The organism is Pseudoalteromonas sp. 20-MNA-CIBAN-0454 (assembly GCF_040308685.1).
Lineage (GTDB): Bacteria > Pseudomonadota > Gammaproteobacteria > Enterobacterales > Alteromonadaceae > Pseudoalteromonas > Pseudoalteromonas nigrifaciens.
Genome location: NZ_JBEOOB010000022.1, coordinates 1 through 26443 on the forward strand (window position 1 = coordinate 1; position 26443 = coordinate 26443).

General features: G+C 39.6%; 25 protein-coding genes. 9 read left to right on the forward strand and 16 right to left on the reverse strand.

Annotated features, from left to right (window positions below):
* The 14 genes from AAEZ22_RS11640 to AAEZ22_RS11705 form a co-directional block, all read right to left on the reverse strand.
* Positions 1-867, reverse strand: an 867-nt coding sequence (locus tag AAEZ22_RS11640; RefSeq protein WP_502935264.1) for a flagellin N-terminal helical domain-containing protein, incomplete at its 3' end; no start/stop codon positions are given.
* A gap of 1056 nt (positions 868-1923) precedes the next feature.
* A complete protein-coding gene (flgL, locus tag AAEZ22_RS11645) occupies positions 1924-3183 on the reverse strand; it encodes a flagellar hook-associated protein FlgL (RefSeq protein WP_352297303.1) in 1260 nt (419 codons plus the stop codon).
* Positions 3184-3185: 2 nt separating this feature from the next.
* The gene (flgK, locus tag AAEZ22_RS11650; protein ID WP_352297306.1) at positions 3186-5198 is read right to left on the reverse strand and encodes a flagellar hook-associated protein FlgK; all 2013 of its coding nucleotides are present in this window, start codon (positions 5196-5198) and stop codon (positions 3186-3188) included.
* A gap of 1 nt (position 5199) precedes the next feature.
* Positions 5200-6195, reverse strand: a complete 996-nt coding sequence (flgJ, locus tag AAEZ22_RS11655; RefSeq protein WP_179807094.1) for a flagellar assembly peptidoglycan hydrolase FlgJ — start codon at positions 6193-6195, stop codon at positions 5200-5202.
* Between the two features lie 127 nt (positions 6196-6322).
* Positions 6323-7417, reverse strand: coding sequence for a flagellar basal body P-ring protein FlgI (locus AAEZ22_RS11660; RefSeq protein ID WP_309216912.1), 1095 nt, complete (start codon positions 7415-7417; stop codon positions 6323-6325).
* A 12-nt stretch (positions 7418-7429) separates the two neighbouring features.
* Positions 7430-8113 carry a flagellar basal body L-ring protein FlgH gene (gene flgH / locus AAEZ22_RS11665; protein ID WP_011327469.1) on the reverse strand — a complete coding sequence of 228 codons (684 nt, stop codon included), beginning with the start codon at positions 8111-8113 and terminating at the stop codon, positions 7430-7432.
* Between the two features lie 16 nt (positions 8114-8129).
* Complete coding sequence (gene flgG, locus AAEZ22_RS11670; RefSeq protein ID WP_011327468.1) at positions 8130-8918, reverse strand: flagellar basal-body rod protein FlgG; 789 nt, start codon at positions 8916-8918, stop codon at positions 8130-8132.
* A 21-nt stretch (positions 8919-8939) separates the two neighbouring features.
* A complete protein-coding gene (locus AAEZ22_RS11675; RefSeq protein WP_011327467.1) occupies positions 8940-9683 on the reverse strand; it encodes a flagellar basal body rod protein FlgF in 744 nt (247 codons plus the stop codon).
* 333 nt (positions 9684-10016) lie between these two features.
* Positions 10017-11381 (reverse strand): flagellar hook protein FlgE, encoded by a 1365-nt coding sequence (gene flgE / locus AAEZ22_RS11680; RefSeq protein ID WP_338411062.1) that lies wholly within the window; start codon positions 11379-11381, stop codon positions 10017-10019.
* A 49-nt stretch (positions 11382-11430) separates the two neighbouring features.
* The gene (locus tag AAEZ22_RS11685) at positions 11431-12108 is read right to left on the reverse strand and encodes a flagellar hook assembly protein FlgD (RefSeq protein ID WP_011327465.1); all 678 of its coding nucleotides are present in this window, start codon (positions 12106-12108) and stop codon (positions 11431-11433) included.
* 13 nt (positions 12109-12121) lie between these two features.
* Positions 12122-12553 (reverse strand): flagellar basal body rod protein FlgC, encoded by a 432-nt coding sequence (gene flgC, locus AAEZ22_RS11690; RefSeq protein WP_011327464.1) that lies wholly within the window; start codon positions 12551-12553, stop codon positions 12122-12124.
* A 5-nt stretch (positions 12554-12558) separates the two neighbouring features.
* Positions 12559-12966 carry a flagellar basal body rod protein FlgB gene (gene flgB / locus AAEZ22_RS11695; RefSeq protein WP_041454356.1) on the reverse strand — a complete coding sequence of 136 codons (408 nt, stop codon included), beginning with the start codon at positions 12964-12966 and terminating at the stop codon, positions 12559-12561.
* Positions 12967-13595: 629 nt separating this feature from the next.
* A complete protein-coding gene (locus tag AAEZ22_RS11700) occupies positions 13596-14426 on the reverse strand; it encodes a CheR family methyltransferase (RefSeq protein ID WP_011327461.1) in 831 nt (276 codons plus the stop codon).
* A 20-nt stretch (positions 14427-14446) separates the two neighbouring features.
* Positions 14447-15382: a chemotaxis protein CheV gene (locus tag AAEZ22_RS11705; protein WP_011327460.1), complete on the reverse strand. Its 936-nt coding sequence runs from the start codon at positions 15380-15382 to the stop codon at positions 14447-14449.
* Between the two features lie 138 nt (positions 15383-15520).
* Between AAEZ22_RS11705 and flgA the strand changes: the two genes are divergently transcribed.
* The 3 genes from flgA to flgN all read left to right on the forward strand — a co-directional run bounded on the left by flgA (position 15521) and on the right by flgN (position 17049).
* Positions 15521-16228 carry a flagellar basal body P-ring formation chaperone FlgA gene (gene flgA / locus AAEZ22_RS11710; protein ID WP_011327459.1) on the forward strand — a complete coding sequence of 236 codons (708 nt, stop codon included), beginning with the start codon at positions 15521-15523 and terminating at the stop codon, positions 16226-16228.
* A 76-nt stretch (positions 16229-16304) separates the two neighbouring features.
* Positions 16305-16625 carry a flagellar biosynthesis anti-sigma factor FlgM gene (flgM, locus tag AAEZ22_RS11715; RefSeq protein ID WP_352297310.1) on the forward strand — a complete coding sequence of 107 codons (321 nt, stop codon included), beginning with the start codon at positions 16305-16307 and terminating at the stop codon, positions 16623-16625.
* Entirely contained in the window at positions 16618-17049 is a 432-nt protein-coding gene (gene flgN / locus AAEZ22_RS11720; protein WP_011327457.1) for a flagellar export chaperone FlgN, read from the forward strand. The genes flgM and flgN overlap by 8 nt, the downstream gene beginning before the upstream one ends.
* Before the next feature lie 104 nt (positions 17050-17153).
* Here the strand turns inward: flgN and AAEZ22_RS11725 are convergent, their stop codons facing one another.
* A complete protein-coding gene (locus tag AAEZ22_RS11725; protein WP_011327456.1) occupies positions 17154-17612 on the reverse strand; it encodes an LPP20 family lipoprotein in 459 nt (152 codons plus the stop codon).
* A 155-nt stretch (positions 17613-17767) separates the two neighbouring features.
* Here AAEZ22_RS11725 and AAEZ22_RS11730 point away from each other — a divergent pair, with 155 nt between their 5' ends.
* The gene (locus AAEZ22_RS11730; protein ID WP_011327455.1) at positions 17768-18961 is read left to right on the forward strand and encodes a flagellar assembly protein FlgT; all 1194 of its coding nucleotides are present in this window, start codon (positions 17768-17770) and stop codon (positions 18959-18961) included.
* On the opposite strand, the gene AAEZ22_RS11735 is transcribed toward AAEZ22_RS11730, so the two are convergent.
* Positions 18958-19860, reverse strand: a complete 903-nt coding sequence (locus AAEZ22_RS11735) for a LysR substrate-binding domain-containing protein (protein ID WP_041454354.1) — start codon at positions 19858-19860, stop codon at positions 18958-18960. The two genes, AAEZ22_RS11730 and AAEZ22_RS11735, sit on opposite strands and share 4 nt — an antisense overlap.
* A gap of 113 nt (positions 19861-19973) precedes the next feature.
* Between AAEZ22_RS11735 and AAEZ22_RS11740 the strand changes: the two genes are divergently transcribed.
* From AAEZ22_RS11740 to ptuB, 5 genes are all read left to right on the forward strand, one after another.
* Positions 19974-20702 carry a glutathione peroxidase gene (locus AAEZ22_RS11740; RefSeq protein ID WP_011327453.1) on the forward strand — a complete coding sequence of 243 codons (729 nt, stop codon included), beginning with the start codon at positions 19974-19976 and terminating at the stop codon, positions 20700-20702.
* A 70-nt stretch (positions 20703-20772) separates the two neighbouring features.
* The gene (locus AAEZ22_RS11745; protein ID WP_350627829.1) at positions 20773-22221 is read left to right on the forward strand and encodes a dihydrolipoyl dehydrogenase; all 1449 of its coding nucleotides are present in this window, start codon (positions 20773-20775) and stop codon (positions 22219-22221) included.
* Between the two features lie 891 nt (positions 22222-23112).
* Positions 23113-24051 (forward strand): retron St85 family RNA-directed DNA polymerase, encoded by a 939-nt coding sequence (locus AAEZ22_RS11750; RefSeq protein WP_350627827.1) that lies wholly within the window; start codon positions 23113-23115, stop codon positions 24049-24051.
* The gene (gene ptuA / locus AAEZ22_RS11755) at positions 24048-25724 is read left to right on the forward strand and encodes a retron Ec78 anti-phage system effector ATPase PtuA (protein WP_350627825.1); all 1677 of its coding nucleotides are present in this window, start codon (positions 24048-24050) and stop codon (positions 25722-25724) included. Before AAEZ22_RS11750 ends, ptuA begins: the two co-directional genes overlap by 4 nt.
* A gap of 3 nt (positions 25725-25727) precedes the next feature.
* On the forward strand, positions 25728-26375 hold the full coding sequence (gene ptuB / locus AAEZ22_RS11760) for a retron Ec78 anti-phage system effector HNH endonuclease PtuB (RefSeq protein ID WP_350627823.1): 648 nt from the start codon (positions 25728-25730) through the stop codon (positions 26373-26375).
* Positions 26376-26443: the final 68 nt, after the last annotated feature.

Sequence of the window (26443 nt, forward strand, 5' to 3'; positions counted from 1 at the left end):
ATCGTGAGTTGCTGTGATTCCTGTAGTACTACTTTGAGCATTTATAGCAGTCTCAAGAGCAGACTGATCAGTAGTAGCTACGCCCAGTGCTGTAATCGGTGTACCGTTTAAGCTAAAAGATATGTCCCCATCTGCATTAGGAGGTCCTAATATAGCTGTAGTTTGAGTCGTAGGATACTCTTCTACTTCTACCAATGATGCAGTAATTCCATGCTCATTACTGAGTGCATTTATTGCCTCTGCCTTTTCTGTTGCGGTTGCACCAGGCTCAATAGCTACATCTGTGTTAATATCACCTGTAGTAAAGGTAATATTGCCACCAATAACAGTGTCTATTCCAACATTAGTTTGATACTTCCCTATTTTTTCTGCAGCTGTATTACTCAAGCTAATTGAAATAGTTTCATTTGCATTTGCACCAACCTGGAAACTTCTGGTCCCGTATGACCCGTCTAATAATTGCTGACCACCGAACGATGTAGTGTCGGAGATTCGTGTTAATTCTTCTTGTAAGGCAGACACTTCTTTTTGCAATGCATCACGGTCTTCACTTGAATTTGAACCATTAGCAGATTGCAGGGCAAGCTCTCGCATACGTTGTAGTATATTAGTCGATTCTTGCATAGCGCCTTCTGCAGTTTGCGCCATTGAAATACCATCATTAGCATTTCGCTGCGCTACCGCTAAGCCATTTATTTGCGATGTTAATCTGTTTGAAATTTGTAGGCCGGCTGCATCATCCTTTGCGCTATTGATACGCATACCTGAAGCTAAGCGTTCCATTGAAGTGGCTAAGCCCTGACCTGATTTAGATAAGTTACGTTGTGCGTTTAGTGACGACACATTAGTATTTACTGTTAATGCCATTTTACCATCTCCGAGTGTTAAACAGGATGTGGTTCAAAATGCTTTTGCAGGAACCACTATTAGATGTAGTTAATAAAGCAGGTTTTGTGCCAACTCACCCAACAAGCTCAACGCATTGTTTTTAATGAAAAATATAAATATTAAACTGAGTTTTAGAGTGAAAGTGAGCTTTATAATGGAAGGTTAATAAATAGTGACGTTTTTTTGCCGCTTGGTTAGTGGAAATATTCGGGGGCGATTACCGGGGTATAACATGTTTTTACTTTAGTGTTTTTTCTTCTCTAAAGCGCAGCGCCTCATAACCTTTTTGTAAGCAAAGTATATAAATATTATTGCGCACAATGAGAGTAAATGAGGAGTAACTTAAACAGGTAATTTATATATTTTTTCTTCTCTAAAGCATAGCGCCCTTTTAGCCTTTTTGTGAATAAAGCATTTAAATATTATTGCGCACAAAGAGAAAACAATGAGAGTAAATGAGGAGTAACTTAAACAGGTAATTTATATGTTTTTCTTCTCTAAAGCGCAGCGCCCTCTTAGCCTTTTTGTGAGTAAAGCATTTAAATATTATTTTGCACAAAGAGCAAACAATGAGGGTAAATGAGCAGTAACTTAAACACATAATTTATGTGTTTTTTCTTCTCTAAAGCGTAGCGCCCTCATAACCTCTTTGTGAATAAATTTACTAAACCCATTTGCACAAAGAACAGTAAATTTCAGATAGTCGAAAACCAAAAAGCGCGGTATAAAACCGCGCCTCCATCAACAAAAACGCCTAGCTTGGCTTGTTTTTGCCTAAAACCTGATACCTAACACCTAAAACCTGCTCTTTCACACCGTGCTTGGCTTGTTTTTGCCTAAAACCTGATACCTGACACCTAAAACCTGCTCTTTCACACCGTGCTTGGTTAATTTTTGCCTAAAACCTGATACCTGACACCTAAAACCTGCTCTTTCACACCGTGCTTGGCTAATTTCTACCTAAAACCTGCTCTTTCACACCGTGCTTGGTTAATTTTTTCCTAAAACCTGATACCTAAAACCTGCTCTTAACCTTTAAATATAATCAAATAACGAGAGTTTGGCTAAGCGGCCAAAGGTGGCTTGCGATGCTTGTAGTGCGGTTTCTTGCTGAGTGAGTTCGCTAATTGCAGCAGCCATATCTACTTCAAGCAGGCTTGAACGATTACTTTGATTTTGAATGTCTAACGCAGAGTTAGAGTCGGTTACTCTTTCTAGTACATTCATCCGCCCACCTAAACTCGCTTGGGTAAACACAACTTGTTCGCTGGCATTTTGTAACTGCGTTACGCCATCGTTAAGGACTTGCTGAAAATCATCCCCCGCAAGCGTGCCATTATTTAAACCTGTAATTAAGCCCTGTAGCGTATTTAGTGCATTTTCTTTGTGGGGTTTTTCTAGGCTAAAATCGAGCTGCTGCCCAGGTGTAGCGCCGGTTAACTGAATTTTCATTCCGGCAAACTCTATTGGCTCGTCGGTTACATTTCCGCTAACTGGTGGTATTTGCGCTACTCCATCACGTAAAATTTCATACTGATCCGGATCGCCAGGGTTAGCACCAGCAGTAACCACTACATTAAAAGTATTTGCTGTGGCTGACACTAAAGGGTCTGGATCAGGGTTATATTGCTCTTTATGAAACTGATCGAAAACACCTTGTTTATCTACATAAACAGAACCCGTAAGCGTACTTGTATCATCTCCGGCATTAAATGATACATCGAGGCGTGCATTAGTTTTTTCAAAGGTGTCGTAGCCGTTGTCGCTAGATTTAATCGACACACCTTCGGCAATAGTAATTTTATGCTGACCTTGATCGCCTTGGTAATTATATTTTCCGCTAGCGGCATCAAACTGATACGGTTGCGTGCTGTCTTGGTAGCCTGAAAATATGTATTTACCGTCTTCCGAGCGGGTGTTCATTAAATTAGCTAACGTTTTTTGTATTTCGGTTAGCTCCGACGCTAACGACTTTAAGTCGTCTTTACTGTATGCGCCATTACCTGCTTTTAAGGCAATATCTTTAGCCGCTTGAATACTTTCGTTAATACCTTGCAGTACGCTTTCTTCGGTTTTGAGTCGGCCATTGAGCTGGTTAATATTTTTTGTATATTGCTCATTGCTTTGTATTTTATTGGTATACAGCATAGCTTGCGATATGTCGGCAGGCGCTTCTGAGGTAGATAAATACTTTTGCCTAGTATTTACTCGCTCTTGTGCGTTTGCTACGCCATTTTGATTTTGTAATATTTTATTAATGCTGTTTTGATACATTAAGTTATTTGATAAACGCATAATTACCTCGTGGCACTAAGTAAAGTGTCAAAAATAGAACGTGCAGCAGAAAGCACCTGAGCTGAAGCCGCATAAGATTGTTGAAAGCGCAGTAAATTGGCCGCTTCTTCGTCAAGGTTTACCCCAGATAACGACTCGTACCAAGCCTCTGACTGCTGTGCGAGTGCGTCGAATGCTGCGCCGTTTGTTTTAGCTTGGCCTGTTACCACGCCAATGTCGGTTACTAATCCGGCATACGCTTGGTTAAACGTTTTATGGTTATCGGCATCTGAGCTTGAAACAACATTTTGACGCACCAAATCACCATTTTGTAAATCGGCTAATTTTAAGCCATTGCGGTTATCGTCAAAGCCGCCTTTGTTAAACTCTAACGTAAAGCTATCGCCTGTTGCTGGCGAGCCTTCAATATCAAAATCAAAGCCATAACCGTCATAAGGAGCACCAAGGCCAGCCAAAACATTTTTACCTGGTGGTGCAATAGTAATTGGCACATTGGCACCGTTTCCATCGCTAATTAAGTAATCATTTGTACCCGCTGCTTTAACAATGGTTATATCTCCATTAGCGAGTGCAGGAGGAGTCGTAGTTGTAAAACCACCAGCGGTAACACTACTCACACTGCCAGCAGAAATAGCGCCGCTACCGGTATTATTTATGTCATCGGCGGTGCGTATTGGCGATGCTAACGCTAGGTCTTCACCGCGCCCAGTTGTTAGCGATATATTTGCTGCGGCTTCTGAATTGAGCTTAATTTGAAATTTATCGCCTTCATTACCAGCACCAGCCATAGTTAACTGCAAGCCAAATAAATCAACACCAGGGTTATTTGCCGAGTTAATTTCACCGCCTACAAATGTTGCTGTTGTAGCGGCGCCTAATGGCTCGCCTTTATTATCTACTGGCTGAATACTCACTTCGTTTGGATTTGCGGTATAAGTCACAATAAAATCACTGGCAGGTAAATTACTGCCTTTGCCGGGCTCTACTGTTGCACTAACACCCGCACCACCGGTATTAGCTTGATAGGCAAAGCCTTTTGCCGTAGGTATATTGAATATATCGCCACCCAATTTACCGTTAGCATCCATTCCCAAGTGATTTTGCTGATTAAATGCATCAGCCAACGCTAAACCCATTTGGCCTATTTGATTTTGTGCAGGTACTAAAATATCGTCTCTGAAGGCAAGTAAACCACCAATTTTTCCTTTTAATTTACTGGCATCAACTTCAAGCGGCACAGCTTTGCCGCCATTTACATCTAAGCGCAGTTCTTTAAAATTTGGATCGGGGTCGCCGCGCATCGAAAACAAGTTAAACGAGCCGTTTTGCATTACAACCGCTTCACCGCTGCCCATAAAAACGAGCTTTTCACCATTAGGGCCGTCAAGCGTTTCAATGTCGATTAACTCTGATAAATCGCGAATCGCTTTATCGCGCTCGTTATATGTGCCGCTTGCAGCTGATGCGTTGTTAGTACCATTAACACCAGCAATTTGTTGGTTTAACGATCCTATTTTTTGAATTAAGGTGTTGGCTTCATCGGAGAATATTTCGAGCTGCTCATTTACAACATTTTTTTGATCCAGCACTATTCCCGACAACCTATCCATTTGGCTTATTAAGCTGTCGGCGTTAGTCATTACTAACGAACGTGCAACCGTTGACGATGGCTGATTAAGCGCTTCTTGCACGTTATTAAATAGCGAATTAATACCGGTCGATAAGCTATTCGCTTCTTGCGAAAATAACGTATCGACCCGGTTTGCTTCACTTACAAACTGATCAAAAAACGTTTTATTTGAGGTGTCTCGGTTTAATTGTTTTTGTGCAAATTCATTAAGTAACCTGTAGGTATTACCTTTGCCAACTTGATTGCCGATCATGGTGCCATGCTCTGTACGCTCGCGCACATAGCCGTCGGTATTTACATTAGTAATATTTTTACTGGTTGTTTGCAACAGATCAGTGTTTGCTCTTATTCCTGAATTAGCAATGTTTAATAAATTAAACGACATGTTACTTTACTCCTTGGCGGATCACGTTTGTTGCAATATTTTTTAGCTCGCTACTGTTAAGTACGCGCTTTATTTTATCCGCATAATTTGGGTCTGTTGCATAACCGGCTTGTTGTAATGAGTCTAAAAATGCTGCCGGTTTGCCGGTATTTTGTAATGCTTGTTGATAGCGTGGGTTTTGAGTTAAAAAATCAACAAAGTCGTTTACGCTGTCTTTTATTGAGTCGTAAGCTCTAAAACTGGCTTGTTTTTTAACTGCAGCGCCTTGTTCAAACTCTAAGGTTACTTTGTTGGCTTTTTCGCCCTGCCAGCTTTTATCTGACTTAATATTAAATAAGTTATTTGAGCTGTTACCGTCACTTTTATTAATAATATGCTTACCCCAACCGGTTTCAAGCGCTGCTTGAGCCACCATAACGGCTGGGTTTAAACCAATTTTTTTAGCCGCTGTTTTAGCATGCTCCCATACCGAACTTACAAATTCTTCGGCCGTTTCAAAGTTTGGCTTAGCTACTTCTGGCTTTTCGGTATTCATAGCGCTTTTATCTACAGGCTCGGTTACGGCTTTTTTACGCTGTTGCTGCGGCAACTCTATGCCAGCACGCTGATCGCTTAAAAGATCGTTACTGGTTCTGAGTACTGAAGCTGGGGTGTAATTTTTTGCCGTAGGAGAAAGTTGCTGCACTATTAAGTCGGCAAGCCCTAATGAGCCATTAGACGAGAGCTCTGATGAAAGTTGCTGATCGTGCATTTCTTCAAAAAACTTTACGCTACTTGAATTTAATGGGCTTTCTTTGTCTTCGAAGGCTTCGCTGGCTTTGCGCATGCTTTTAAGCAGCATTTGCGTAAATATGGCTTCAAATTGTGCCGCTGCTTTTTTGAGAGCCGCTTTTGAGGCATCACTAGACGCGTCGCCACTGTTTAGGGCATCTTTACGCAAAGCGTTTAAGTTACCTAAATCAAAAAAGTTTTGCTTATCGAGATGATTTGTTTCCATCAGCTTTTTGACACAATAATGAATAATGTATAAAGCAATGCAAAAATTGAGCCAGAGGGGAAGGTGTTAAGCAAAATGCCATCGGTTACCAGCTTTTAAAACTGACCACCGATAGCATTACGTTGTTTTAAATTACAACTAGCTGGCCGTTTATTGCGCCAGCTTCTTTTAGGGCTTCTAGTATTGCCATTAAATCGCCAGGCGCGGCGCCTACTTCGTTTATAGCGCGTACTAGGTCATCTAGGCTCACTCCGGGGTTAAATACAAATGCCCGTGAGTCGTCTTGTTTTATATCTATAATACTTTGCTGGGTAACAACGGTATCGCCATCGCTAAAAGCATTAGGCTGCGATACGTTTAGCTGCTCTGCAATCGTTACTGTTAAGCCACCGTGAGTAATAGCAGCTGGTTGCAACTTTACATTTTTACCAATAACAATAGTACCAGTGCGCGAGTTAACAATAATTTTTGCTGCTGTATCTGCTGGGGTAAATTCTAGGTTTTCGAGCGTTGATAAGTAAGACACGCGCTGCGAGGCGTCTCTTGGGGCAATCACTCTAATAGACGCTGAATCGAGTGCTTGGGCGCTATTTGGGCCTACTAAATCGTTTATGGTTTTTTCTAATCGCTTGGCGGTAGTAAAGTCTGGGCGATTTAAGTTAAAAGTAATATAGTCGTTTTGCATAAATGGGCTTTTAACTGCGCGCTCAACGGTTGCGCCATTTGGAATACGCCCCACTGTTGGCGTGTTTATAACGACTTTACTGCCATCAAGCCCTTCTGCGCCTAAACCACCTACAATTAAACTACCTTGGCCAATAGCGTATACGTTGCCGTCGACCCCTTTTAAAAAGGTTTGTAGTAAAGTACCACCGCGTAAACTACCTGCACTACCAATAGATGATACGGTAATATCTATAGTTTGCCCGGGCTTTCTAAAAGGCGGTAGCTCTGCATGCACTGCAACCGCAGCCACGTTTTTAATTTTTGGTTTTAAGCTTGCTGGTAACGTAATGCCAAAGCTGTTTAACATGCCTTTAAAGCTTTGCTCGGTAAATCGGCTTTGCTCGCCCGTACCAGGTAAGCCAACAACTAGGCCATAGCCTACTAATTGGTTTGAGCGTACGCCCTCAACCATAGACACATCTTTAATGCGCTCGGCCATGGCAGGAAGTTGCCAGCCAAGTAACACCATTAAACAAAAAACTTTAAATACATTCATAATGAATGTCCTCTAAAAAGGAAAAAGTGAGCTACTAAAAAAGCGTGTTAGCCAACCGGCACTTTGTGCTTCTTGAGTTTGCCCTTTGCCCGAATATTGAATTCGTGCATTAGCAATTCTATTTGACTGTACGGTATTGTCTGCAGTTACATCTTCTGGCCTTACTAATCCCTCTAAACGAATAAATTCTTCGCCTGAGTTTAACGTTAGCCATTTTTCGCCGCGAATAACTAAGTTACCATTAGGTAAAACACGCATTACGTTTACCGATATATCACCGGCTAAACTATTTGACTGATTTGATTTTGAGTCGCCTTTAAATGACGCGTCGCTGCCGATACCAAATTGAATGCTGTCGCCGCCAATATTTACCGGTAATCCGCCTAAACCAATAACGGGGTCGAGTTTTGCGTCTGACTGTTTATCAGTTTCTGTTTTTGCCGCTTTAGAGGCTTGCGTAGATTCTTGCAATTTAACCGTAATTATATCGCCGGTACGCAGTGCTTTTTTATCAGCGTATAAGTCGTTCGATAAATACGTATTAAACAGTGAGCCATTAGCAACTGCCGGTTCAACATTGGGTTCTGGGTACATGGGCGCATAGTAAGGATCGTCTTGTACTACATCACTATTTTGTGTAGACACACAGCCACTTAACAATAAAGTACCCGCTGCAAATAATATAATATTGCGCATAATAACCTCTAAAATATTATAATTGCTGATTGATGTAGCTCATCATTTCATCAACTGCCGAAATTACTTTTGAGTTCATTTCGTAAACACGCTGGGTTTCTATTAGGTTTACCAACTCTTCGGTTACGTTTACGTTTGACGTTTCTAGTGAACCTTGAATAATAGTGCCTAGCCCATCAACTCCAGGGTTACCCTGCACCGGCGCGCCACTTACCGCAGTTTCGGTGTAAAGGTTTTGCCCTATAGGCTCAAGGCCCGACGGATTAATAAAGTCACTAATGGTAATTTGCCCAATAACCACGTTATCGGCCTGCCCTGCAACTCGTACAGATACTTCACCGTCTTGCGATACAGTTATTGATTGCGCGTCATCGGGTACGTTCATTTCTGGTTGAACCACATAACCCGCACCCGAGGTTACAACTCGCCCGTCGCCATCGGTGGTAAATTGTCCGTTGCGCGAATAAGCAATATTGCCATCTGGCTGTAATACTTCAAAAAAGCCTGAACCAGAAATCATCCAATCTAGTGAGTTTTCAGTAGTTAGCATATTACCTTGCGAAAAGTTTTTTTGGTTAGCTACCACTTTGGCACCAGCACCTAGCATTAAACCTGATGGCATTTCGGTATCTTGTGATGAGCGACCGCCTGGTTGATTAATGTTTTGGTAAAGTAAATCTTCAAAAACGGCGCGGCTTTTTTTATAACCAACCGTACTGGCGTTGGCTAAGTTATTTGAAATAACCGAAATGTCGGTTTGTTGGGCGTCAAGCCCAGTTTTACTGATCCACAATGCTGGATTCATAATCGTGTCCTCATTTTAAAGTTAAACTATGCGCAACAGCTGATCTTGCGATTGATCTATTTCTTCTGCTGTTTTCATTAGCTTTACTTGTAATTCAAATTGGCGTTGATGGCTGATCATATCGACCATTTCGTGTACCGGATTAACGTTCGACATTTCTAATGCGCCGCTTATCACTTGTACGTTAGCTGAGGTTTCAACCGTTTGATTTGGTTTTGGTCTAAATAAACCATCGTTACCTTTTTCAAGTGTTGAGTTATTTGCCTCAACCACTTTTAAACGATCAACCTCTTCTAAAAAGTTAGCCGGCGCGCCTTGTGGGCGTACTTGTATGGCACCGTCTTTACTAAATTCTATTTTTTCAATCGGGACTGGCAAAATAATAGGGCCGCCTTCGCCAATTACTTGACGACCACCGCTGGTAACTAACATGCCTTCGGCGGTAATATTAAGCGTACCTACTTTTGTATAAGCTTCGTTGCCGGAGGCGTCTTGTACACTCAGCCAGGCGTTATCGCTCATGGCAATGTCGAGCTCGCGACCGGTTTGCTGTATGCCACCCGATGTCATGTTTGAACCTGGGCGCTCTTCCATAGAAAACACCCGCGATGGCAAACCTTCACCAAACGCTTGCATAGATCGAGCTTGGGCAAAGTCGGCTTTAAAACCTGTAGTGTTTGCGTTCGCCAAATTATTGGCTTTAAGGGCAAGCCCCATTAAGCTTTGCTTAGCGCCAGACGCGGCAATGTAGACCATTTTATCCATAACATCGACTCACTTAAAAATCTCTGTAAGAACAAATGCAATATATGCGCCATTGTTAAATACAGCAGTAAAACTGCACCGCCAAGCAATGTGGTATACCGCCGGTAGCTGCAGAAATTATAGGGATGAGGTTCTAGGGGCTAGGTTCTAGGTTGATACCTGACGCCTCAAACCTGCTCTTTAAATTTCTACCTAAAACCTGATACCTGACGCCTAAAATCTGCTCTTTAAATTTCTACCTAAAACCTGATACCTGACGCCTCAAACCTGATCTTATAAACAAAAAAGGCTGCAATTAAGCAGCCTTGAATATTCAAATTAATAAATTGTGCTTTATCTAATTTGCAGAATACTTTGCTGAATTGTTGAGTTAACTTCCAGCGCTCGCGAGTTTGCTTGGAAATTACGCTGTGCGCTAATTAAATCAACTAGTTCGTTAGTTAAGTTTACGTTTGACTGCTCAAGCGCTGATGAGTTGATATTACCTAAGGTGCCAGAGCCTGGTTCACCAGCAATAGGCTCGCCTGACGCTATACTCGCTTTCCAACCTGTGCTGCCCACTTGTTGTAAACCTTGCGAGTTTGAAAAACGCACCATAGCCACTTGGCCTAAAAATGTTGAGTCGCCGTTACTGTACGAAGCCACAACTTTACCGTCGGCGCCAATATCAATACCCGCTAAACGGCCAACTGTTGCACCGTCTTGCTCAAGTGCTTTTACTTCAAAGCGACTTGCGTATTGAGTAGGTATTTTATTAGCTGTACCGGTTTCATCACGCCAGTTAATTTCAACAGGCGCTGGGAAGGTAGCACCATTGGTTAATAAATCAGAAAGCCCCGCTGTACCACCGCCACCAGCTGCAATAGACAATGGATTAAAAGTGTTACTTACGTTTGGCGTGCCGTCTGTACTTTGCGGTAAGCCACTTGAGTCAAACTTAAAAGTAGTCATAGGAGTGTACGGAGCTGCTGTTTGCTCAACCCCATTGGCACCAAAGGATTTACCATCAAGTGTTGAATGCACGTTCCATTGATTTTCATTACCGAGTACTGCAGGGTCGCTTTTTACAAAAAACAGCTGCAATACATGTGGCTCACCGAGTGAGTCATATACGGTTGTTGAGGTTGATGAATTATAAGTTGCACTTTCGGTAGGGTTAAACGCAATTGTAGGTGCAATTGATCGTGAATCTAAATTAAACGAGCTATACACACTCGAAGTAGCACGCGGCGATCCTGACGAGTCAGGTATTTGTAAAGCCGATGAAGTGCTTAAACTCACTGATGTAGTATCGCCTGTTGAAGGGTCAACCGGAAAGCCTTGTAAAAAGCTGCCATTTGCATCTACTACAAAGTTGTCTTTGTTTAACTTAAATGCGCCGGCACGTGTGTAAGTAAAATCTTGCGCGCCTAGGTCTTGGCTGGTTGCAAAGTAACCTTCACCGGTAATCGCTAAATCTAACGAGTTATTGGTAAACTGTAATGATCCTTGATGAAATTGTTGTGCAACCATAGTCGTTTGCACGCCGTCACCATTTTTTGTTTTACCCGAACTAAATACCGACGATGCATACACGTCAGCAAATTCTGCGCGCGACTCTTTAAAACCCGTAGTATTTACGTTGGCTATATTATTTGCCGTAACGTTTAAATCTTTTTGTGCGGCAGCAAGGCCGGATAATGCAATATTGAAGCTCATAATTGACCTCTAAACTATTTAATTTTTAGCCCGCTGGCTAATGAATCTTTTACGCGATTTCTGCAACATCAGTCAGCCTAACCGCACCTTCTTTAGTGTTAATAATGATGCCATTTGCACCATTAATATTCACACTCTCAATATTTTTAAAGGTAGCAATTGGCAGGCTCGAAAACTCACCATTAGTACTCCCCTCGGCTTTAATTTTATATTCACCAGGGGGTAAGCGCTCACCTGCTTCATTTTTACCATCCCATGCAAAACGCACTGCACCTGCTGGTTGCGAGCCTAAATCTATAGTTCTAACTAACTGCCCAGACTCGTCTTCAATTCTAAGCTTTAAGCTTTCAACTGGCTTTTCGGCAACAACTGAGCCTCGTGCATCACCTGCTTCATTTAAATCTAACGTGTCAGACTCTAAAAGCGCCTGCTTACCTACTAATGTAGATGCTTGCAGTGCTGAGTTTGATGTCATTGATGCAGCTAAAGCTTCAAAGTTAGAGTTTAAATTTGAAATTCCCTCAGCCATAGTAAAGCTAGTCATTTGCGCAATCATCTGATCGTTATCAGCCGGTTTACTCGGATCTTGAAACGACAGTTGCTGCGTTAGTAATGAGAAAAAATCTTCTTGGGTTAACGCATCACTCTTGTCTTTACTGGCTGCTTGTTTTTCTTGCCACCGTAAAGAGTCTAAATAGGATGAAGATGTACTAATATCGTTACTCATAACCTACCCTCTGTTACCGCTGGCCTAGCAGCAGTGTTTTACTTAACATTTGCTTTGCTGCATCGGCAACTTGCACATTTGTTTGATACGAACGAGAGGCAGAAATCATGTTTGCCATCTCCTCAACAACATTAACGTTGGGTTTATAGATATAGCCATTTTCATCCGCACTTGGATGGTTTGGGTTATATTCAATTTGTAATGGTTTGTTGCTCTCAACAATGCCTAATACTTTAACGCCAACAGCGGAGCCCTGTGGATTACTTGCTGATGCTGAAGCTTTAGTAAGCTCAGCAGCAAATACAGGTTGTCGCGCTCGGTAAGTTTTATCCTGAGAAGAACTAATAGTATTCGCATTAGAAATATTACTTGCGGTGGTGTTTAAACGCACATTTTGTGCGCTCATACCAGAACCAGCAATATCAAAAACATTATATAAACTCATAATTATTATCCTTGGCTACCGAGTGCTTTTTTCAGACCTTTAAATCTGCCGCTTAAAAATTGCAAGCTGGCCTGATACTCCATAGCATTCTGTGCATACAAGTTTCGTTCCACCTGTATATCAACTGAGTTGCCATCACCTGTATCTGGTTGATTTGCATTACGAAACATTTCTGAACCACCTACTTCTTTACTACCACCGGCAATGTGTTTACTGTTGGTTCTAACCATACTATTGCCGCCTTGTTGGTGTGACTTTGCCGTTTTTAGTGCAGAGGCAAAGTCTATATCTTTTGCTTTATAGCCCGGCGTATCAGCATTAGCGATATTGGTAGCGAGCATTTCGGCTCTTTGCGAACGGATCAACATAGCATGCGGGTGCACACCAAGCGCTTTATCAAAACTGATAGCCATAACCATCTCCAAAAAATTGACTTAACTTGAACAAAGCAAGAAATAAGCCATTTAACTAACTTTTGATTAATGTTATTTACTAAGCTGATTAAATATAGCTATTTAAAGTGCAGGTTTTAGGGAGATTTTAAGGCAATAAGTAAATTGATATGAGCCAATACAGTTATTATAAAAAATGCCAGCAGTTAAAAACTCTAAAGCACATTTGCACAATGGATGCGAATGGGAGTAAATGAGCAGTGATTTAAACAGATAATTTATCTATTTTTTCTTCTCTAAAGCGCAGCGCCCTCTTAGCCTCTTTGTGAATAAAGTATTTAAATATTATTTTGCACAAAGAGAAAACAATGAGGGTAAATGAGGAGTAACTTAAACATATAATCTAGTGGTTTTACCTCTCTAAAGTGCAGCACTTCATAGCCTTTTTGTGGATATATTTGCTTAAACATATTGGCACAATGCGCTTAAAATAAAGGGAGGTGCGAAGCTATAACTTATACACAGTGCTTGGTAATACACAAAGCTTGGCTAATTACTTGCTTATCGCTAAAACGAAAAACGACGCTAAATGCGTCGTTTAAAATAAAACTTAATATGTGCAAACTGCTCGCACTTCACCACACTTGCAGTTATTTCTTTTGGTAAATAATACCAGGATTACATCTAACCATATCAAAATCATTACTTAAACCGCTCATTGATTCCGACGCACCTAAAAGTAAATAACCTTTAGGATTAAGTGCTTGAGAAAATTTAGCAATAATTTTTGCTTTTACTTCTGGTGCAAAGTAAATCAACACATTGCGGCAAAATATAATATCAAACTTGCCTAAAAGCGCGTATGAGTCGAGTAAATTAAGGTGTCTAAAGTTAACCTGCTTTTTTATTGGGTCGATAACCTGAGCCATACCATTGCCGCTGTCTTTAAAAAACTTTTTGCGGCGTTCGGCCGAGAGCCCTCTTGCTAGTGCTAACGCGTCATACTCGGCGTGTTTACACATATCCAGCATAGTATTTGATATATCGGTAGCCACTATTTGCGCTCCCATGCGTAAAACCCCAGGAGAACTTGTCTGAAACTCAGCAACCGACATAGCAATTGAATATGGTTCTTGACCAGAAGAGCTTGCCGCAGACCATATTTTTAATGGCCTGTTAAGCCCTTTAAACTCTGGAAACAGTTTAGTTTTTAATAACTCAAACGGATATTGATCTCTAAACCATAGGGTTTCATTGGTGGTCATTGCATCAACCACTGCAGCGCGTAATTGGCGCTCATGCAAACCCAAGGTTTTATTTACTAGCTGTGACAAAGACTCAACATTAAATCGCTTCATTAACGGCGCTAAACGGCTTTTAACCAAGTATTGTTTGTTTTCGCCTAATACAATACCGCACTGTTGTTCTAAAAATAAGCGAAATTGATCGTATTCACTTTGCTGTAAATCTTTACTATTCAAATCAATAACACCTATATTTATTAATCACAATGAACCCATTTTCTTACTGCTGTTGCGAGTTCGTCGGGATTAAATTTTGCAATAAAGTCATCTGCACCTACTTTTTCAACCATGGCCTGATTAAACACGCCACTTAACGAGGTATGTAAAATAACATGTAATGGTGCCAATTTAGGATCGGCTTTTATTTCGGCGGTTAATGTATAGCCATCCATTTCAGGCATTTCTACATCCGAAATAAGTAACCCTACACGTTCTGTAATATCGTTTACGCAGTCATGTTCAGCTATTTCTTTTAATCGTTTAAGTGCTTCTTTACCATTTTTGGCAAGCTCAGTTTGAACGCCAAGTGGCTCTAATGCTCGCTTAACTTGGTTTCGTGCTACTGCTGAGTCATCGGCAATAAAAACAATTCGCTCGCCTAAATCTTTTTTAATGTCACCTTGTGTAGCCGCAACATCGGCACTTACTTCGGTATTAACTGGGCAAATTTCGTTTAATATTTTTTCTACATCTAAAATTTCAACTAATTCGTTTTCTATTTCAGTTACAGCAGTTAAGTAAGAATACCGACCTGCACCTGGCGGTGGCGGCATTATTTTTTCCCAGTTCATATTTACAATACGCTCTACACCGCCAACTAAAAAGCCTTGAACGGTACGATTATATTCAGCAATAATTATAAAACTGTCTTTAATATTTTCAATTGGACGCCCACCCACAGCCATAGAAAGGTCGATAACCGAAATAGTTTGGCCGCGAATATGGGCAACACCACGAATGTAAGCATTTGATTTTGGCATATTGGTAAGAGGAGGACATTGCAGTACTTCTCTCACTTTAAACACATTAATCCCAAAACGCTGACGCCCTCTGAGTTTAAATAGTAGTAGCTCTAAGCGGTTTTGCCCCACCAACTGGGTTCGTTGGTTTACTGAGTCTAAAATACCTGCCATTCAAATCTCCTAAAAAACAAACTATACGGAACGATAATTGCTTTGAATCTATAAAGTCACATAATACAACGGGAGCGTCTACTTTTTGACGCTAAATATTTATACCCTGTTTTAACCTATAAGCATAGCCGAAACATTATGAGTTTGTTAAAAAAAATCAGAAGATACAGTGTTTTTTATGTTCTTACTAGCCTCTGTTTAACTTTGCCTTTAGAGGCAAAAGTATTTAGCAAAGACATATTACAACAAATGGCTATAACTCATGTTGCTGCGCAAATTAACAACCTTGATGAAAATAAAATACAGCTTAGTGCGTTACCGCTCGACCCCCGCACTCCCGATCGCAGTTGCGAATCAGAGCCTGAGTTATTACTCCCCAGCGATCCGCCTTTTAATCGCCAAGTAACATTACAAATAAAATGTAACGACACTAACAACTGGGCCCAGTATGTACACGTAAGAGTAACCGAAACGGCTCCTGTTGTAGTTGCTAATGTAAATTTAGCTCGCGGCGAAGTAATAACTGCGGCGCATTTAAGTATTGAAATGCGCTCAACTCACTTTATCAGAGTACAATATTTAGATAACCCAGCATTATTAATAGGCAGCCGAAGTAAACGAAATATACGCAGCGGAATGCCACTTTTATTGAGCCAAATATGCATGGTGTGCAAAGGCGATGCTGTAAATATTAATGCTAATATTAAGGGCTTAAAAGTTAAAACAACCGGTATTGCACTTGAAGATGGTAGCCTTGGCGAGCAAGTTAAAGTAAAAAACAAAAAAACCGGTAAAGTTTTAAATGCACGCGTAGATGGTGTAGAGTCTGTACAAGTTAATATATAATTTAAATTTATACTAAAGTATCTTATGTATATGCCGATAACTTGGCATTAGTTGGGTAATATACAGGTTTATTATTATGGTCGGTCAAGTTAATAAAGGTAATCAACAAGCAAATGTGTTAACTAACACTAAGCAGCAAAAAGTTGATATACAAAGAAATAATGCAAATACGCAAGCTGCACAGTCTTCGGCGCCTAAAGCTGCCAGCGACTCTGTAAGCTTAACCCCGCAAGCTAAACAGCTAAAAACCCTGCAAGATAAAGCGCAGCAGTCTCCTGGTTTTGATACCGATAAAGTGGCAGAGCTTAAAAAAGCAATCACTGAGGGTAAATACCAAATAGACAGCGAAAAACTTGCAAAAAACCTAGCTGAATTTGAGTTTAACGTTTATGGCTGATCACAATAGTTTAATTACCATTAAACTAAATGAGCAACACAATTGCTTAGAATCACTTAATATTTTATTAAATGACGAGCTAACATCTATTGCCTCGCGCCGTGGTGAAGGTTTAAAAGAAATTGCCCAACAAAAAATGTCTTTTTTAACCACGCTAAGCAACCTCGATAAAGAGCTCAACAAGTTGATTGCCAATAACGATGAGCAAACAACCGAGATCACCGATTTAATTAAACTAATACGCAGCAAGCTTGAGCAATGCCAAAAGCAAAATGAAGTAAATGCCCACGCAGCGCATCAAGCACAATTAAGCGTTAAACAATTAAAAGATATTTTAATTGGTGCCCCCTCTTCTATGACCTACGACCAAGCCGGTAGTGTAATAAACACCGATAATAACTTGGTACGTAATTTAAAAGCTTAATTTAAAAACTTAATTAAAAATAACGTCCTACATAATAAAAAAGCCTTAACTGTTGATCAGCTAAGGCTTTTTTTGTTTTTAGAGTTACTAACGTTTTTAGGGGGCTAGTAATAAGTTACTTTTTTAACTTCTCGGGGTTTAATTTCGCCTATGTACAGGTCGTGCACGCGCTTCATATTTAGTTCAAGCTCAGTTATATAGGTGTCGTCTACCGCGTAGGCTTTTATAACTTGTGCGCCTTTAATAATGCCCTGCACTTTGCTTTGTAGGTAATCGTCTTGTGCTATTGAACCTGCAACTGTAGTACCTGCGGTAATTTGTTGCCCATACACTTGCTCTGCAAGCTCTCGATACGCTTCAAGTTTAGAAGCTTTAATAGCCATTAACTGCTTTTGCGACTTATTAACACCCGACTGCAGGCTAATAGGTGCATAACCCACGGCTTTTAATACCGGATAATTGTTTGGCTCTACATATTTGTATTCAACGTGCTTATCAAACATATTGCTACAACCGCTTAAGGTTATGCATCCTAACGTGATAAGTAATGGCATTACTCGCATAGTACCTAGCCCTAAAAAACAAATTAAATAATTATACGATACTTATGCAGGTTTAATGCCATTGACACTTAAGTGGTGTTTACTCACAAATAATATTGGTACGCTCCTTGCTGTGTAACTTATGCTAATAGCTAAAATTTAACTGGAGTAAATGTATGAATTCGTTTTTATCATCGGTATTTGCAGGATTAAGCGCAACTGCTTTATTAACGTTTTCGCCTTTTACTGCAGCGCAGTGGTATGAATCGACCGGCCATGCACAAGTTAAAAGTAGCGATGTAGGCGCAGCTAAATCTGCAGCAATTAAAGATGCCATTACACAAGCGTTAGTGTTCTCTGGTGCGCGGGTAAGCTCGGTGCAAACCTTAGTAGACGGCGTGCTAATGCAAGATCAGCTTAAAATAAGCAGCCATGGCGAAATTCAAAAAATAGAACTTGTGAGCGAAGAACGTCATAATAATCAGCTAGCTATTACACTACGCTTAGATATTTTTGCGCAAACAGAGCAATGCCCACAAAGTAGTTTTAAAAAGTTTGTGGCCGTTACCCAAAGCCAGCTTAATCATCGTGAACAAGCCCGCATGGGTCAAATATTTGACATAGATAAAGCGGTTAGCAAAAATATTTATACCGCATTGCAAAAGTCAAAAATGAGCGCTGTACCAATCGCTTATTACAATAACGCAATAAAGGTCGATAAGTATTTTTCGCAGCAACACGACTACTCTAATGCGCAACTAGAAGATATTTCCTCGCGTAGTAACGCGCAGTACGTTTTATTAAGCCAAATAACCAACCTATCAACTAGCGATAAGCTCAATAGCGACTATGCCTTTTGGCAAGACGAAAGCTATCAACGTAGTTACCAAATAGAGTTTACCCTTTTTGATGGCACTACTTATGAACAGCTTTGGCAAAATAGCTATAAAAACCAAGCTATTTGGCCATTTGAAAAAACTGCTATTGTTGATGTTAACAGTAGTATGTTTTGGCAATCACCCTATGGGCAAAGCATAAACGATATAAACCAAACGCTAAGTTACGATTTACAATCAGCTATGGCCTGCTTGCCTACTCAAGGAAAAATTATGCACCTTGATCAGGGCAACATAGTGATTAACTTAGGTAAAGCACATGGTCTTAAAAAGGGTCAACTACTAAGCATAGCACACCACAATTACCTAACAGACGCTTTAGGCAATACTATGCCGCATAAAGTAATTACCCTTAATAGCATTCGTGTTGAGCAGTTGTATCAACAAAGTGCCATTGCGGTAAGCATTAATAATGCACCACTTCCGGGCGTGCAAATTAACGATATAGTCGAAATAGTTAGCCAAAACCTTTAATTCAACGATTTAGTTAATTTAGCCTTTAAATTAGGGTGAGCCGACAACCATTCACCCAATTGCTCAACCCCCGATAAATGCGGGTAATGCTTTCTACATGCAAATACTATATTGCGCTGCTGATTAGGATAAATAGCTAAATAATTAACCCCTACGCGCTCAGTACAAGCCAATTTAGGCACAAATGTAACCCCGTCATCCATAGCCACCAGCGCCAGTAATGTTTCTAAACTATTACCCTGATACTGGCTCGACACATTAACTCCTGCCGAAAAACAAAACTGTTGGGCTTGATCTTTAAAGCAATGGCCATCACTTAACATTAATAGGCTGCATCCTTGTAATTCGCGCAGCGCTACTTTTTTTTGCTGAGCTAATGAATTATCGTGTGATACAGCCACTAAAAAATCTTCTTTGTATAAATTAACGCTATGGTACTTTTTGAGCTCGGGTACATCAGCCAAAATTGCAAAGTCGAGCTCACCGTTATCTAGCGCTTCTAAAATTGTAGCGGTTTGCATTTCAATAAACGAAAAGCGACTATTAATAAACGCCTCTTTCATTGAAGTGAGTAATACCGGCAGTAAATAAGGCGCAATGGTTGGAATAATACCAATAGTTAACTTACCCTGGAGCGGCTCGTTTGACGTAGCAGCAAGCTCTTTAAGTATTTGTGTTTGTTCTAAAATAACATTAATTTGTGTTAATAAACGCTCGCCTTTAGCGGTTAATGTTACCTGCTTAGTAGAGCGATCAAATAAAGTAACACCTAGCTCCTGTTCAAGTTTTTTTACTTGGCCACTTAAGGTAGGCTGGCTTACAAAGCACGCATCGGCCGCTTTACGAAAGTGCTTAAAGTGCGCTATGGCTTTTACATACTCTAAATCTTTTAAGTTCATATTCATTACCAGGCTGATAGCTTATACCTATCAGTTTAATACAAACAAACGATTGGAACTATATTTAAATCACCGCCATAATGGCTATCAACAAATCAAGAGGAACAAAAATTATGTTAAACAATATTGAAGGTAAAACAATCCCAAGCGTTACATTTGCAACTCGTCAAAACGATGAATGGAAATCAGTAACAACAGACGACATTTTTAAAGGTAAAACGGTTGTTGTATTTTCACTACCGGGTGCATTTACACCAACGTGTTCGTCTACTCATTTACCACGTTACAACGAACTAGCTGGCGTACTTAAGCAAAACGGCGTTGACGAAATTGTATGTTTATCGGTAAACGACACCTTTGTAATGAACGCATGGGCTGAGCATCAAGAAGCGCAAAACATTACTTTACTACCAGACGGTAACGGCGAATTTACTGACGGCATGGGCATGTTAGTAGACAAAAACGACCTAGGTTTTGGTAAGCGCAGCTGGAGATACTCTATGCTTGTAAAAGATGGCGTGATCGACAAAATGTTCATCGAACCAGATTTACCAGGCGACCCGTTTGAAGTATCTGACGCAGATACAATGCTTGATTACATCAACCCTAAGCAAGCTAAACCAGAGCCAGTAACTGTATTTACTAAACCTGGTTGTCCGTTCTGTTCAAAAGCTAAAGCGCTTCTTACAGAAAAAGGCTTTGCATTTGAAGAAATTGTTATGGGCTCAGGCGCATCACTAACAAGCCTTAAAGCAGTATCTGGCCGTGAAACCGTTCCACAAGTATTTATTGGCGGTAAGCACATTGGTGGCTCAGACGATTTAGAAAAATACTTTGCTTAATTAATAATTTTGCTCAATTAGGAAATATAAATAGGGGCACTGGTTGCCCCTCTTTTATAAGGAAAAAATAATGAAAGAATTGCAAACCGACGTTGTTGTTATTGGTGCGGGTACTGCTGGTTTAAGTGCTTATCGTAATGCTAAACAATTTACAAATAACGTACTTATGATCGAATCAGGCCCTTACGGCACTACCTGCGCACGAGTTGGTTGCATGCCGAGTAAATTATTAATTGCAGCTGCTGAAGCTGCGCACTCAATCACAATGGCACCTGCATTTGGTGTACACAGCTCTGCACCACGTATTAATGGTAAAGAAGTGATGGCACGCGTTAAAAGCGAACGCGACCGCTTTGCCGGATTTGTAGTAGAAGCTGTAGATGAGCTTCCAAGCGATGACAAAATTCGTGGCTATGCTAAATTTTTAGACGCAAACCGCATACAAATAGATGATCACACCATAATTACTGCTAAACGCTTTGTTATAGCAACCGGCTCACGCCCTTCATACCCTGGCGTATTTAATAATTTTGGCGACAAATTAATTATAAACGACGACGTATTTGACTGGGACGACCTTCCAGAATCAGTAGCCGTATTTGGCCCAGGTGTTATAGGCCTTGAAATTGGCCAAGCACTGCACCGTTTAGGCGTTAAAGTAAAATTATTTGGTGTTGGTGGTGCAATTGGCCCCCTTACCGACCCAGTAGTAAAAGACTACACTAACACCGTATTTGCCGAAGAATTTTTTGTTGATACCGACTCAAACGTATCCAACATGATGCAAGTAGACAACAAAGCGCAGCTTACTTACACCGACAAACAAGGTGCTAAACACACCGAACAATTTGACTACGTACTTGCCGCAACAGGGCGCGTACCAAACACAGATAAACTCGGCTTAGAAAACACCGGTATTGAACTTGATGAGCGCGGCGTACCTGTTGCTAATGCTAAAACAATGCAATGTGGCGATTCAAATATATTTATCGCAGGCGACGCCAGTAATATGCTGCCACTATTACACGAAGCATCCGATCAAGGCCTAATTGCAGGCCAAAATGCTGGACGCTTCCCAGATGTACAACCTGGATTACGCAGAGCAAAAATTGCCGCCGTATTTAGCGACCCGCAAATAGCCATGGTTGGCGAAAGTTATAAAGAGATCACCACTCGCTTAGGCAGCTGCGACTGTTTTGAAATAGGCGAAGTAAGCTTTGAAAACCAAGGCCGCAGCCGCGTCATGCTTAAAAACAAAGGGCACATGCGTGTTTACGCAGAGCAAGGCACAGGGTTATTTTTAGGGGCAGAGTTTATCGGCCCACAAGCCGAGCATTTAGCTCACCTACTAGCATGGGCGGTACAAAACAAAATGACCGTACCACAAATGTTAGAAATGCCTTATTACCACCCAGTGATCGAAGAAGGGCTACGCACAGCGCTGCGCGACTTAAACGCCAAACTTAAATTTGGCCCAGACATTGTAAATTCATGTATGGAATGTGGCCCAGGGGCATAAGCTTAGGGCTTACAAGGCTAAATAAAAAAGCGAGTAAATTTATTTACTCGCTTTTTTATGCTCAACTTAAAGCGAGTGAGTAACAACCAATCGATAATGCAAAACAGCGATATTAATTGATAACATACTTTTTCGTTGGGTTTCGCTTTGATCAACCCAACCTACGTAAAAATTAACCACCCATGTTACGTTTAACACGACTCGCCAGCGCGACAAAACCTGAATAAAGTTTTTAGTGGCTAAAAAGCGAGTAAGTACTTACAAGGCTATTATATTTCGGGGGGATTACCGGTGAACTCATACTCAAAGTAAAAGGCTTATGGTTCGCTGGTAAAGCCGTTATTACAAGGTATTAGCACTAGGCATTATTCATGGAGTGTAACTTAAAGCCAGAACGAGTTAGCTAAAGCTCTAAACTAAGCTTTAGCTCATATCAAACACCAAGACAAAGCCAAAAATCATCTTTAGCTATCCACTTGCCAGAATGGCAAAAAGGATCTTACTTGGAGTTCTGTAAATAACTGTACTAAAAATCATAAAATTACGATTAAAATAAAACTTAGAACTATAAAATCAAAAACTTAACTTAATAGCTTCCAATTGTGAGATCTAACTGTTTTCGAGCTTTATATCTATACTGTTTCGTTGTTATAACGAATACTTTGTTGTAACATTAAACAGCTCTTTAGCGTAGGACTTACAAGTCTAGTCGGGTGATTAGCCAGACTCCAATTTATTGAACGGTTTTGGGTTGCGAAATATGCGCAGCAATTCGGCGCCTAAACTCGTTCCTCCTTTAGACACCGAATTGCTGCGCATATTTCGCTGTCTCTAGTAAAGAGTTAAGCCCAAGAGTATTTTCACTCTTGGGCTTATTTATTTGGAATATATATGAACTTATCTAAGAAATTAGCGCTAGAATTAAAAAAAAATGAACCTGAAGTAATCGCTTTTCTTCTCAATGCGCCTAATAGATATAAAGTTTACAAAATACCAAAACGTTCGCATGGTCACCGCATCATTGCTCAACCGACTAGTGAGCTCAAAAATTACCAAAGAGCTTTTGTAAAACTCTTTAAATTCCCTTTACATAAATCAGCAACTGCTTATAGGCTTGGGAAAAGTATCAAAGAAAATGCATTAGCCCATGCAAAAAATAAATATTTATTAAAAACAGATTTAGAAAACTTCTTCAATTCAATTAATCCTGAACTATTTTGGAACTGTTTAAATAAAAGCGGCGCTAAAGCTCCACATTCTGACCCATTCGAAAAAATGCTTGTTGAAAAAATACTTTTTTGGTGCCCAAGTAAAACTAGAGAAGGGAAATTAATTTTAAGTGTTGGAGCCCCAAGCTCACCTCTAATATCTAACTTTTGTTTATATATTTTTGACTGTGCTTTATTCGATTACTGTAAAAATAAAAACATAAACTACACTCGCTATGCTGACGACCTTACATTTTCAACAAATACTAAAAATATACTCTACGATATTATTCCTATTGTACAAAAACTACTAATAGATAACTTTGATAACGCAATAAAGTTGAACCATAGTAAAACAGTATTCTCGTCAAAGGCTCATAATAGACACGTCACTGGTATAACTATAAATAATGAAGGTGATTTATCTCTAGGAAGAGAGAGAAAACGCTATATTAAACATTTAATAAACCAACATAAATATCAACAACTTGAAAGCACAGAAGAAGATCATTTAAGGGGTTTACTTTCTTTCGCTAAGCATATTGAGCCTAACTTTTTAGAAAGGTTAAAAGTAAAATATTCCAACGAAATTATAGATAGTCTTTGCGGGGCAAGAAAATGAATAGCCGAAATAAAAAAAACATCAAAGAACTGCAAAATAAATCAAAAAAAGGAGAGCTTTTTTCATCTTTCCAATTATATCAAAACTACTTACACGGCCAAGATGGAGTCGAAAGTAACCCGACAATAGCTCAAGAGTATTTTGACAACTGTATCCATTATATTGAAAAAAATAATAGTTTAGCTTCTCCTGAATTCCAGCCTACAAATAAAGTTTATTTAGACAGTTTTGAGCTTTTTGATTTCCGAGCGTTTACACATCTAAGAGGTTCTTTTGAAAATGATCTGACTGTAATTATTGGTGATAACGGTAAAGGAAAAACCTCAATCTTAAATGCTATTGCAAAAACCCTAAGTTGGGTTGCTTCTAATATACTTAGAGAAGATGGGGCTGGACAACGGGTAAGCGATTTATATGACATAAAAAAAAGCTCTAGGAATAAATACACAGATATATTAACGGATTTTAACTATGGTAATGGAGCAAAACGCATATCAGCTCGTTTATCAAGAGCAGCTTTAGGAGTGAGAAATAAAAGAGAAAGTGATATAAAACTATTAAAATACTTCGCTGATATTTTTAGAATTATTAATGACAAGCAAACTATAAATTTACCATTATTTGCCTTTTATTCAGTCGAGCGTTCACACCCAACAATAAGAAACAATAAAGAAAACACGAGCTTAAGAGAAGAAAGATTTGATGCATATACCTCATCACTAGTAGGTGCTGGTAAATTTGAGCATTTTATTGAATGGTTTATATCACTTCATAAAAAAGCTGAAAATGATGGCTCAGCTGAAATAAGTACTCTTCAAGAGCAAGTTAATGGATTGGAACACTCAATAGCTAACGGAGTTTTGTCATTAGAGCCAATATTAAGAGAAACACAAGACAAACTAGTTAAATCAATGCAAAAGTTTGCTGATGCAAAGAAAAATAAGACTTTAACTGACTCTCAACGAATGAAAATTGTCGTTGAAGCAATATGCAACATTATTCCTAGCATTAGTAACATCTGGGTTGAGACCAGTTCAGGATCAGATATAGCCATGGTTAATAATGATGGTATCAATGTTCAAGTCGAACAATTATCTGACGGACAAAGAGTTTTCTTAAGTTTAGTATCAGATATTGTTCGTCGATTAATAATGTTAAACCCTAAATTAGTAAACCCTCTAGAAGGCCTCGGCATTGTTTTAATTGATGAGGTTGAGCTACATCTGCACCCCAAATGGCAACAAAATATTGTTCCTGATTTACAAAAGTACTTTCCAAATTTGCAGTTAATAATAACAACTCATAGCCCGCTTGTTTTATCGACTATCGATAAAAGAAATATAAGATTATTCGATAGCGTTAATTTAAACGAAACGATTAATTTGGTTAAACCAAAATTTCAAACAAAAGGAGTTATAAACTCTGATGTCTTAGAGCAAATAATGGGAACATTTGCAACTCCACAAAACATAAGGGAAACCCATCTAATAAGCGACTTTGAAAGAGCCTTAAATAAGAAAATATATGAAAACAACGAAGAAGCAAAAGAATACTTTCAAATGATAATGCTTCACTTTGGAGAAGAAAGTTCTGAAATGAAAAAGTGCAAAAGTTTAATACGTATACAATCAATGAAACTTCAAGCTCAAAAAAAACTAAAGAATAAAGATTAGGCTATGAAAAAACTAGATAGACACAATGCATTAACTTGTTTAGATAAATTTATACCGGGTGTAAATAAATGGACTGATGCCCCAAAAGATCTAGTTTGGGAGGAGTTAGAAAAAATGCAACGAGGTATTTGCGCATACTGCGAATGTAGACTAAATCGCAAGCATATTGAACATTTTAAAAATAGAAAACTTCATATTCAAGAAACATTTAATTGGAATAACTTATTTGGCTCATGTGGTGATAGCTCTCAAAAGGGTGGCTGGAATAGGTGTGGAATATTTAAAGATAGTGGCGCTGTCAATTATCAAGTAAATAATCTAATAAAGCCCGATATAGATTCTCCCGATGATTACCTCTTATTCTTAACTAATGGAAAAATATCACCTCAAATTGACTTAGAAGGTCAAGCTTTATTGAAAGCAACTGAGACTATTCGAGTTTTTAATCTAAATGATGATACAAAGCTATTTAACAGCCGCAGAGTTACTTTAGAAATAATACAAGAAGAAGTAGATGCTCTTTATGAACTTTTTGATGAGTGTGATGAAAAGGTATGGCAAGAAATGCTTGATGCAGAATTAAATAATATACAAGGAGAAGAGTTCGAAACAGCATTGAGGCACGCTTGGAATTCAAATTGTCTGTATTAAAACAACAGCACACTGCTACATATGTGCTACACAGAAATTAAAAAGCGAGAAGAGAACTTCCTAACTCA

Excerpts from the sequence above, each read along its gene's own strand:
- AAEZ22_RS11740 (WP_011327453.1), top strand. The coding sequence starts at position 19,974 with ATGTTAAACAATATTGAAGGTAAAACAATCCCAAGCGTTACATTTGCA.
- AAEZ22_RS11705 (WP_011327460.1), bottom strand. The coding sequence starts at position 15,382 with ATGGCAGGTATTTTAGACTCAGTAAACCAACGAACCCAGTTGGTGGGG.
- flgL (WP_352297303.1), bottom strand. The coding sequence starts at position 3,183 with ATGCGTTTATCAAATAACTTAATGTATCAAAACAGCATTAATAAAATA.
- AAEZ22_RS11745 (WP_350627829.1), top strand. The coding sequence starts at position 20,773 with ATGAAAGAATTGCAAACCGACGTTGTTGTTATTGGTGCGGGTACTGCT.
- AAEZ22_RS11750 (WP_350627827.1), top strand. The coding sequence starts at position 23,113 with ATGAACTTATCTAAGAAATTAGCGCTAGAATTAAAAAAAAATGAACCT.
- AAEZ22_RS11735 (WP_041454354.1), bottom strand. The coding sequence starts at position 19,860 with ATGAACTTAAAAGATTTAGAGTATGTAAAAGCCATAGCGCACTTTAAG.
- ptuA (WP_350627825.1), top strand. The coding sequence starts at position 24,048 with ATGAATAGCCGAAATAAAAAAAACATCAAAGAACTGCAAAATAAATCA.
- flgE (WP_338411062.1), bottom strand. The coding sequence starts at position 11,381 with ATGAGCTTCAATATTGCATTATCCGGCCTTGCTGCCGCACAAAAAGAT.
- flgC (WP_011327464.1), bottom strand. The coding sequence starts at position 12,553 with ATGAGTTTATATAATGTTTTTGATATTGCTGGTTCTGGTATGAGCGCA.
- ptuB (WP_350627823.1), top strand. The coding sequence starts at position 25,728 with ATGAAAAAACTAGATAGACACAATGCATTAACTTGTTTAGATAAATTT.
- flgN (WP_011327457.1), top strand. The coding sequence starts at position 16,618 with ATGGCTGATCACAATAGTTTAATTACCATTAAACTAAATGAGCAACAC.
- flgB (WP_041454356.1), bottom strand. The coding sequence starts at position 12,966 with ATGGCTATCAGTTTTGATAAAGCGCTTGGTGTGCACCCGCATGCTATG.
- AAEZ22_RS11660 (WP_309216912.1), bottom strand. The coding sequence starts at position 7,417 with ATGAATGTATTTAAAGTTTTTTGTTTAATGGTGTTACTTGGCTGGCAA.
- AAEZ22_RS11675 (WP_011327467.1), bottom strand. The coding sequence starts at position 9,683 with ATGGATAAAATGGTCTACATTGCCGCGTCTGGCGCTAAGCAAAGCTTA.
- AAEZ22_RS11685 (WP_011327465.1), bottom strand. The coding sequence starts at position 12,108 with ATGAGTAACGATATTAGTACATCTTCATCCTATTTAGACTCTTTACGG.
- flgG (WP_011327468.1), bottom strand. The coding sequence starts at position 8,918 with ATGAATCCAGCATTGTGGATCAGTAAAACTGGGCTTGACGCCCAACAA.
- AAEZ22_RS11725 (WP_011327456.1), bottom strand. The coding sequence starts at position 17,612 with ATGCGAGTAATGCCATTACTTATCACGTTAGGATGCATAACCTTAAGC.
- flgJ (WP_179807094.1), bottom strand. The coding sequence starts at position 6,195 with ATGGAAACAAATCATCTCGATAAGCAAAACTTTTTTGATTTAGGTAAC.
- flgA (WP_011327459.1), top strand. The coding sequence starts at position 15,521 with ATGAGTTTGTTAAAAAAAATCAGAAGATACAGTGTTTTTTATGTTCTT.
- AAEZ22_RS11730 (WP_011327455.1), top strand. The coding sequence starts at position 17,768 with ATGAATTCGTTTTTATCATCGGTATTTGCAGGATTAAGCGCAACTGCT.
- flgK (WP_352297306.1), bottom strand. The coding sequence starts at position 5,198 with ATGTCGTTTAATTTATTAAACATTGCTAATTCAGGAATAAGAGCAAAC.
- flgH (WP_011327469.1), bottom strand. The coding sequence starts at position 8,113 with ATGCGCAATATTATATTATTTGCAGCGGGTACTTTATTGTTAAGTGGC.
- flgM (WP_352297310.1), top strand. The coding sequence starts at position 16,305 with ATGGTCGGTCAAGTTAATAAAGGTAATCAACAAGCAAATGTGTTAACT.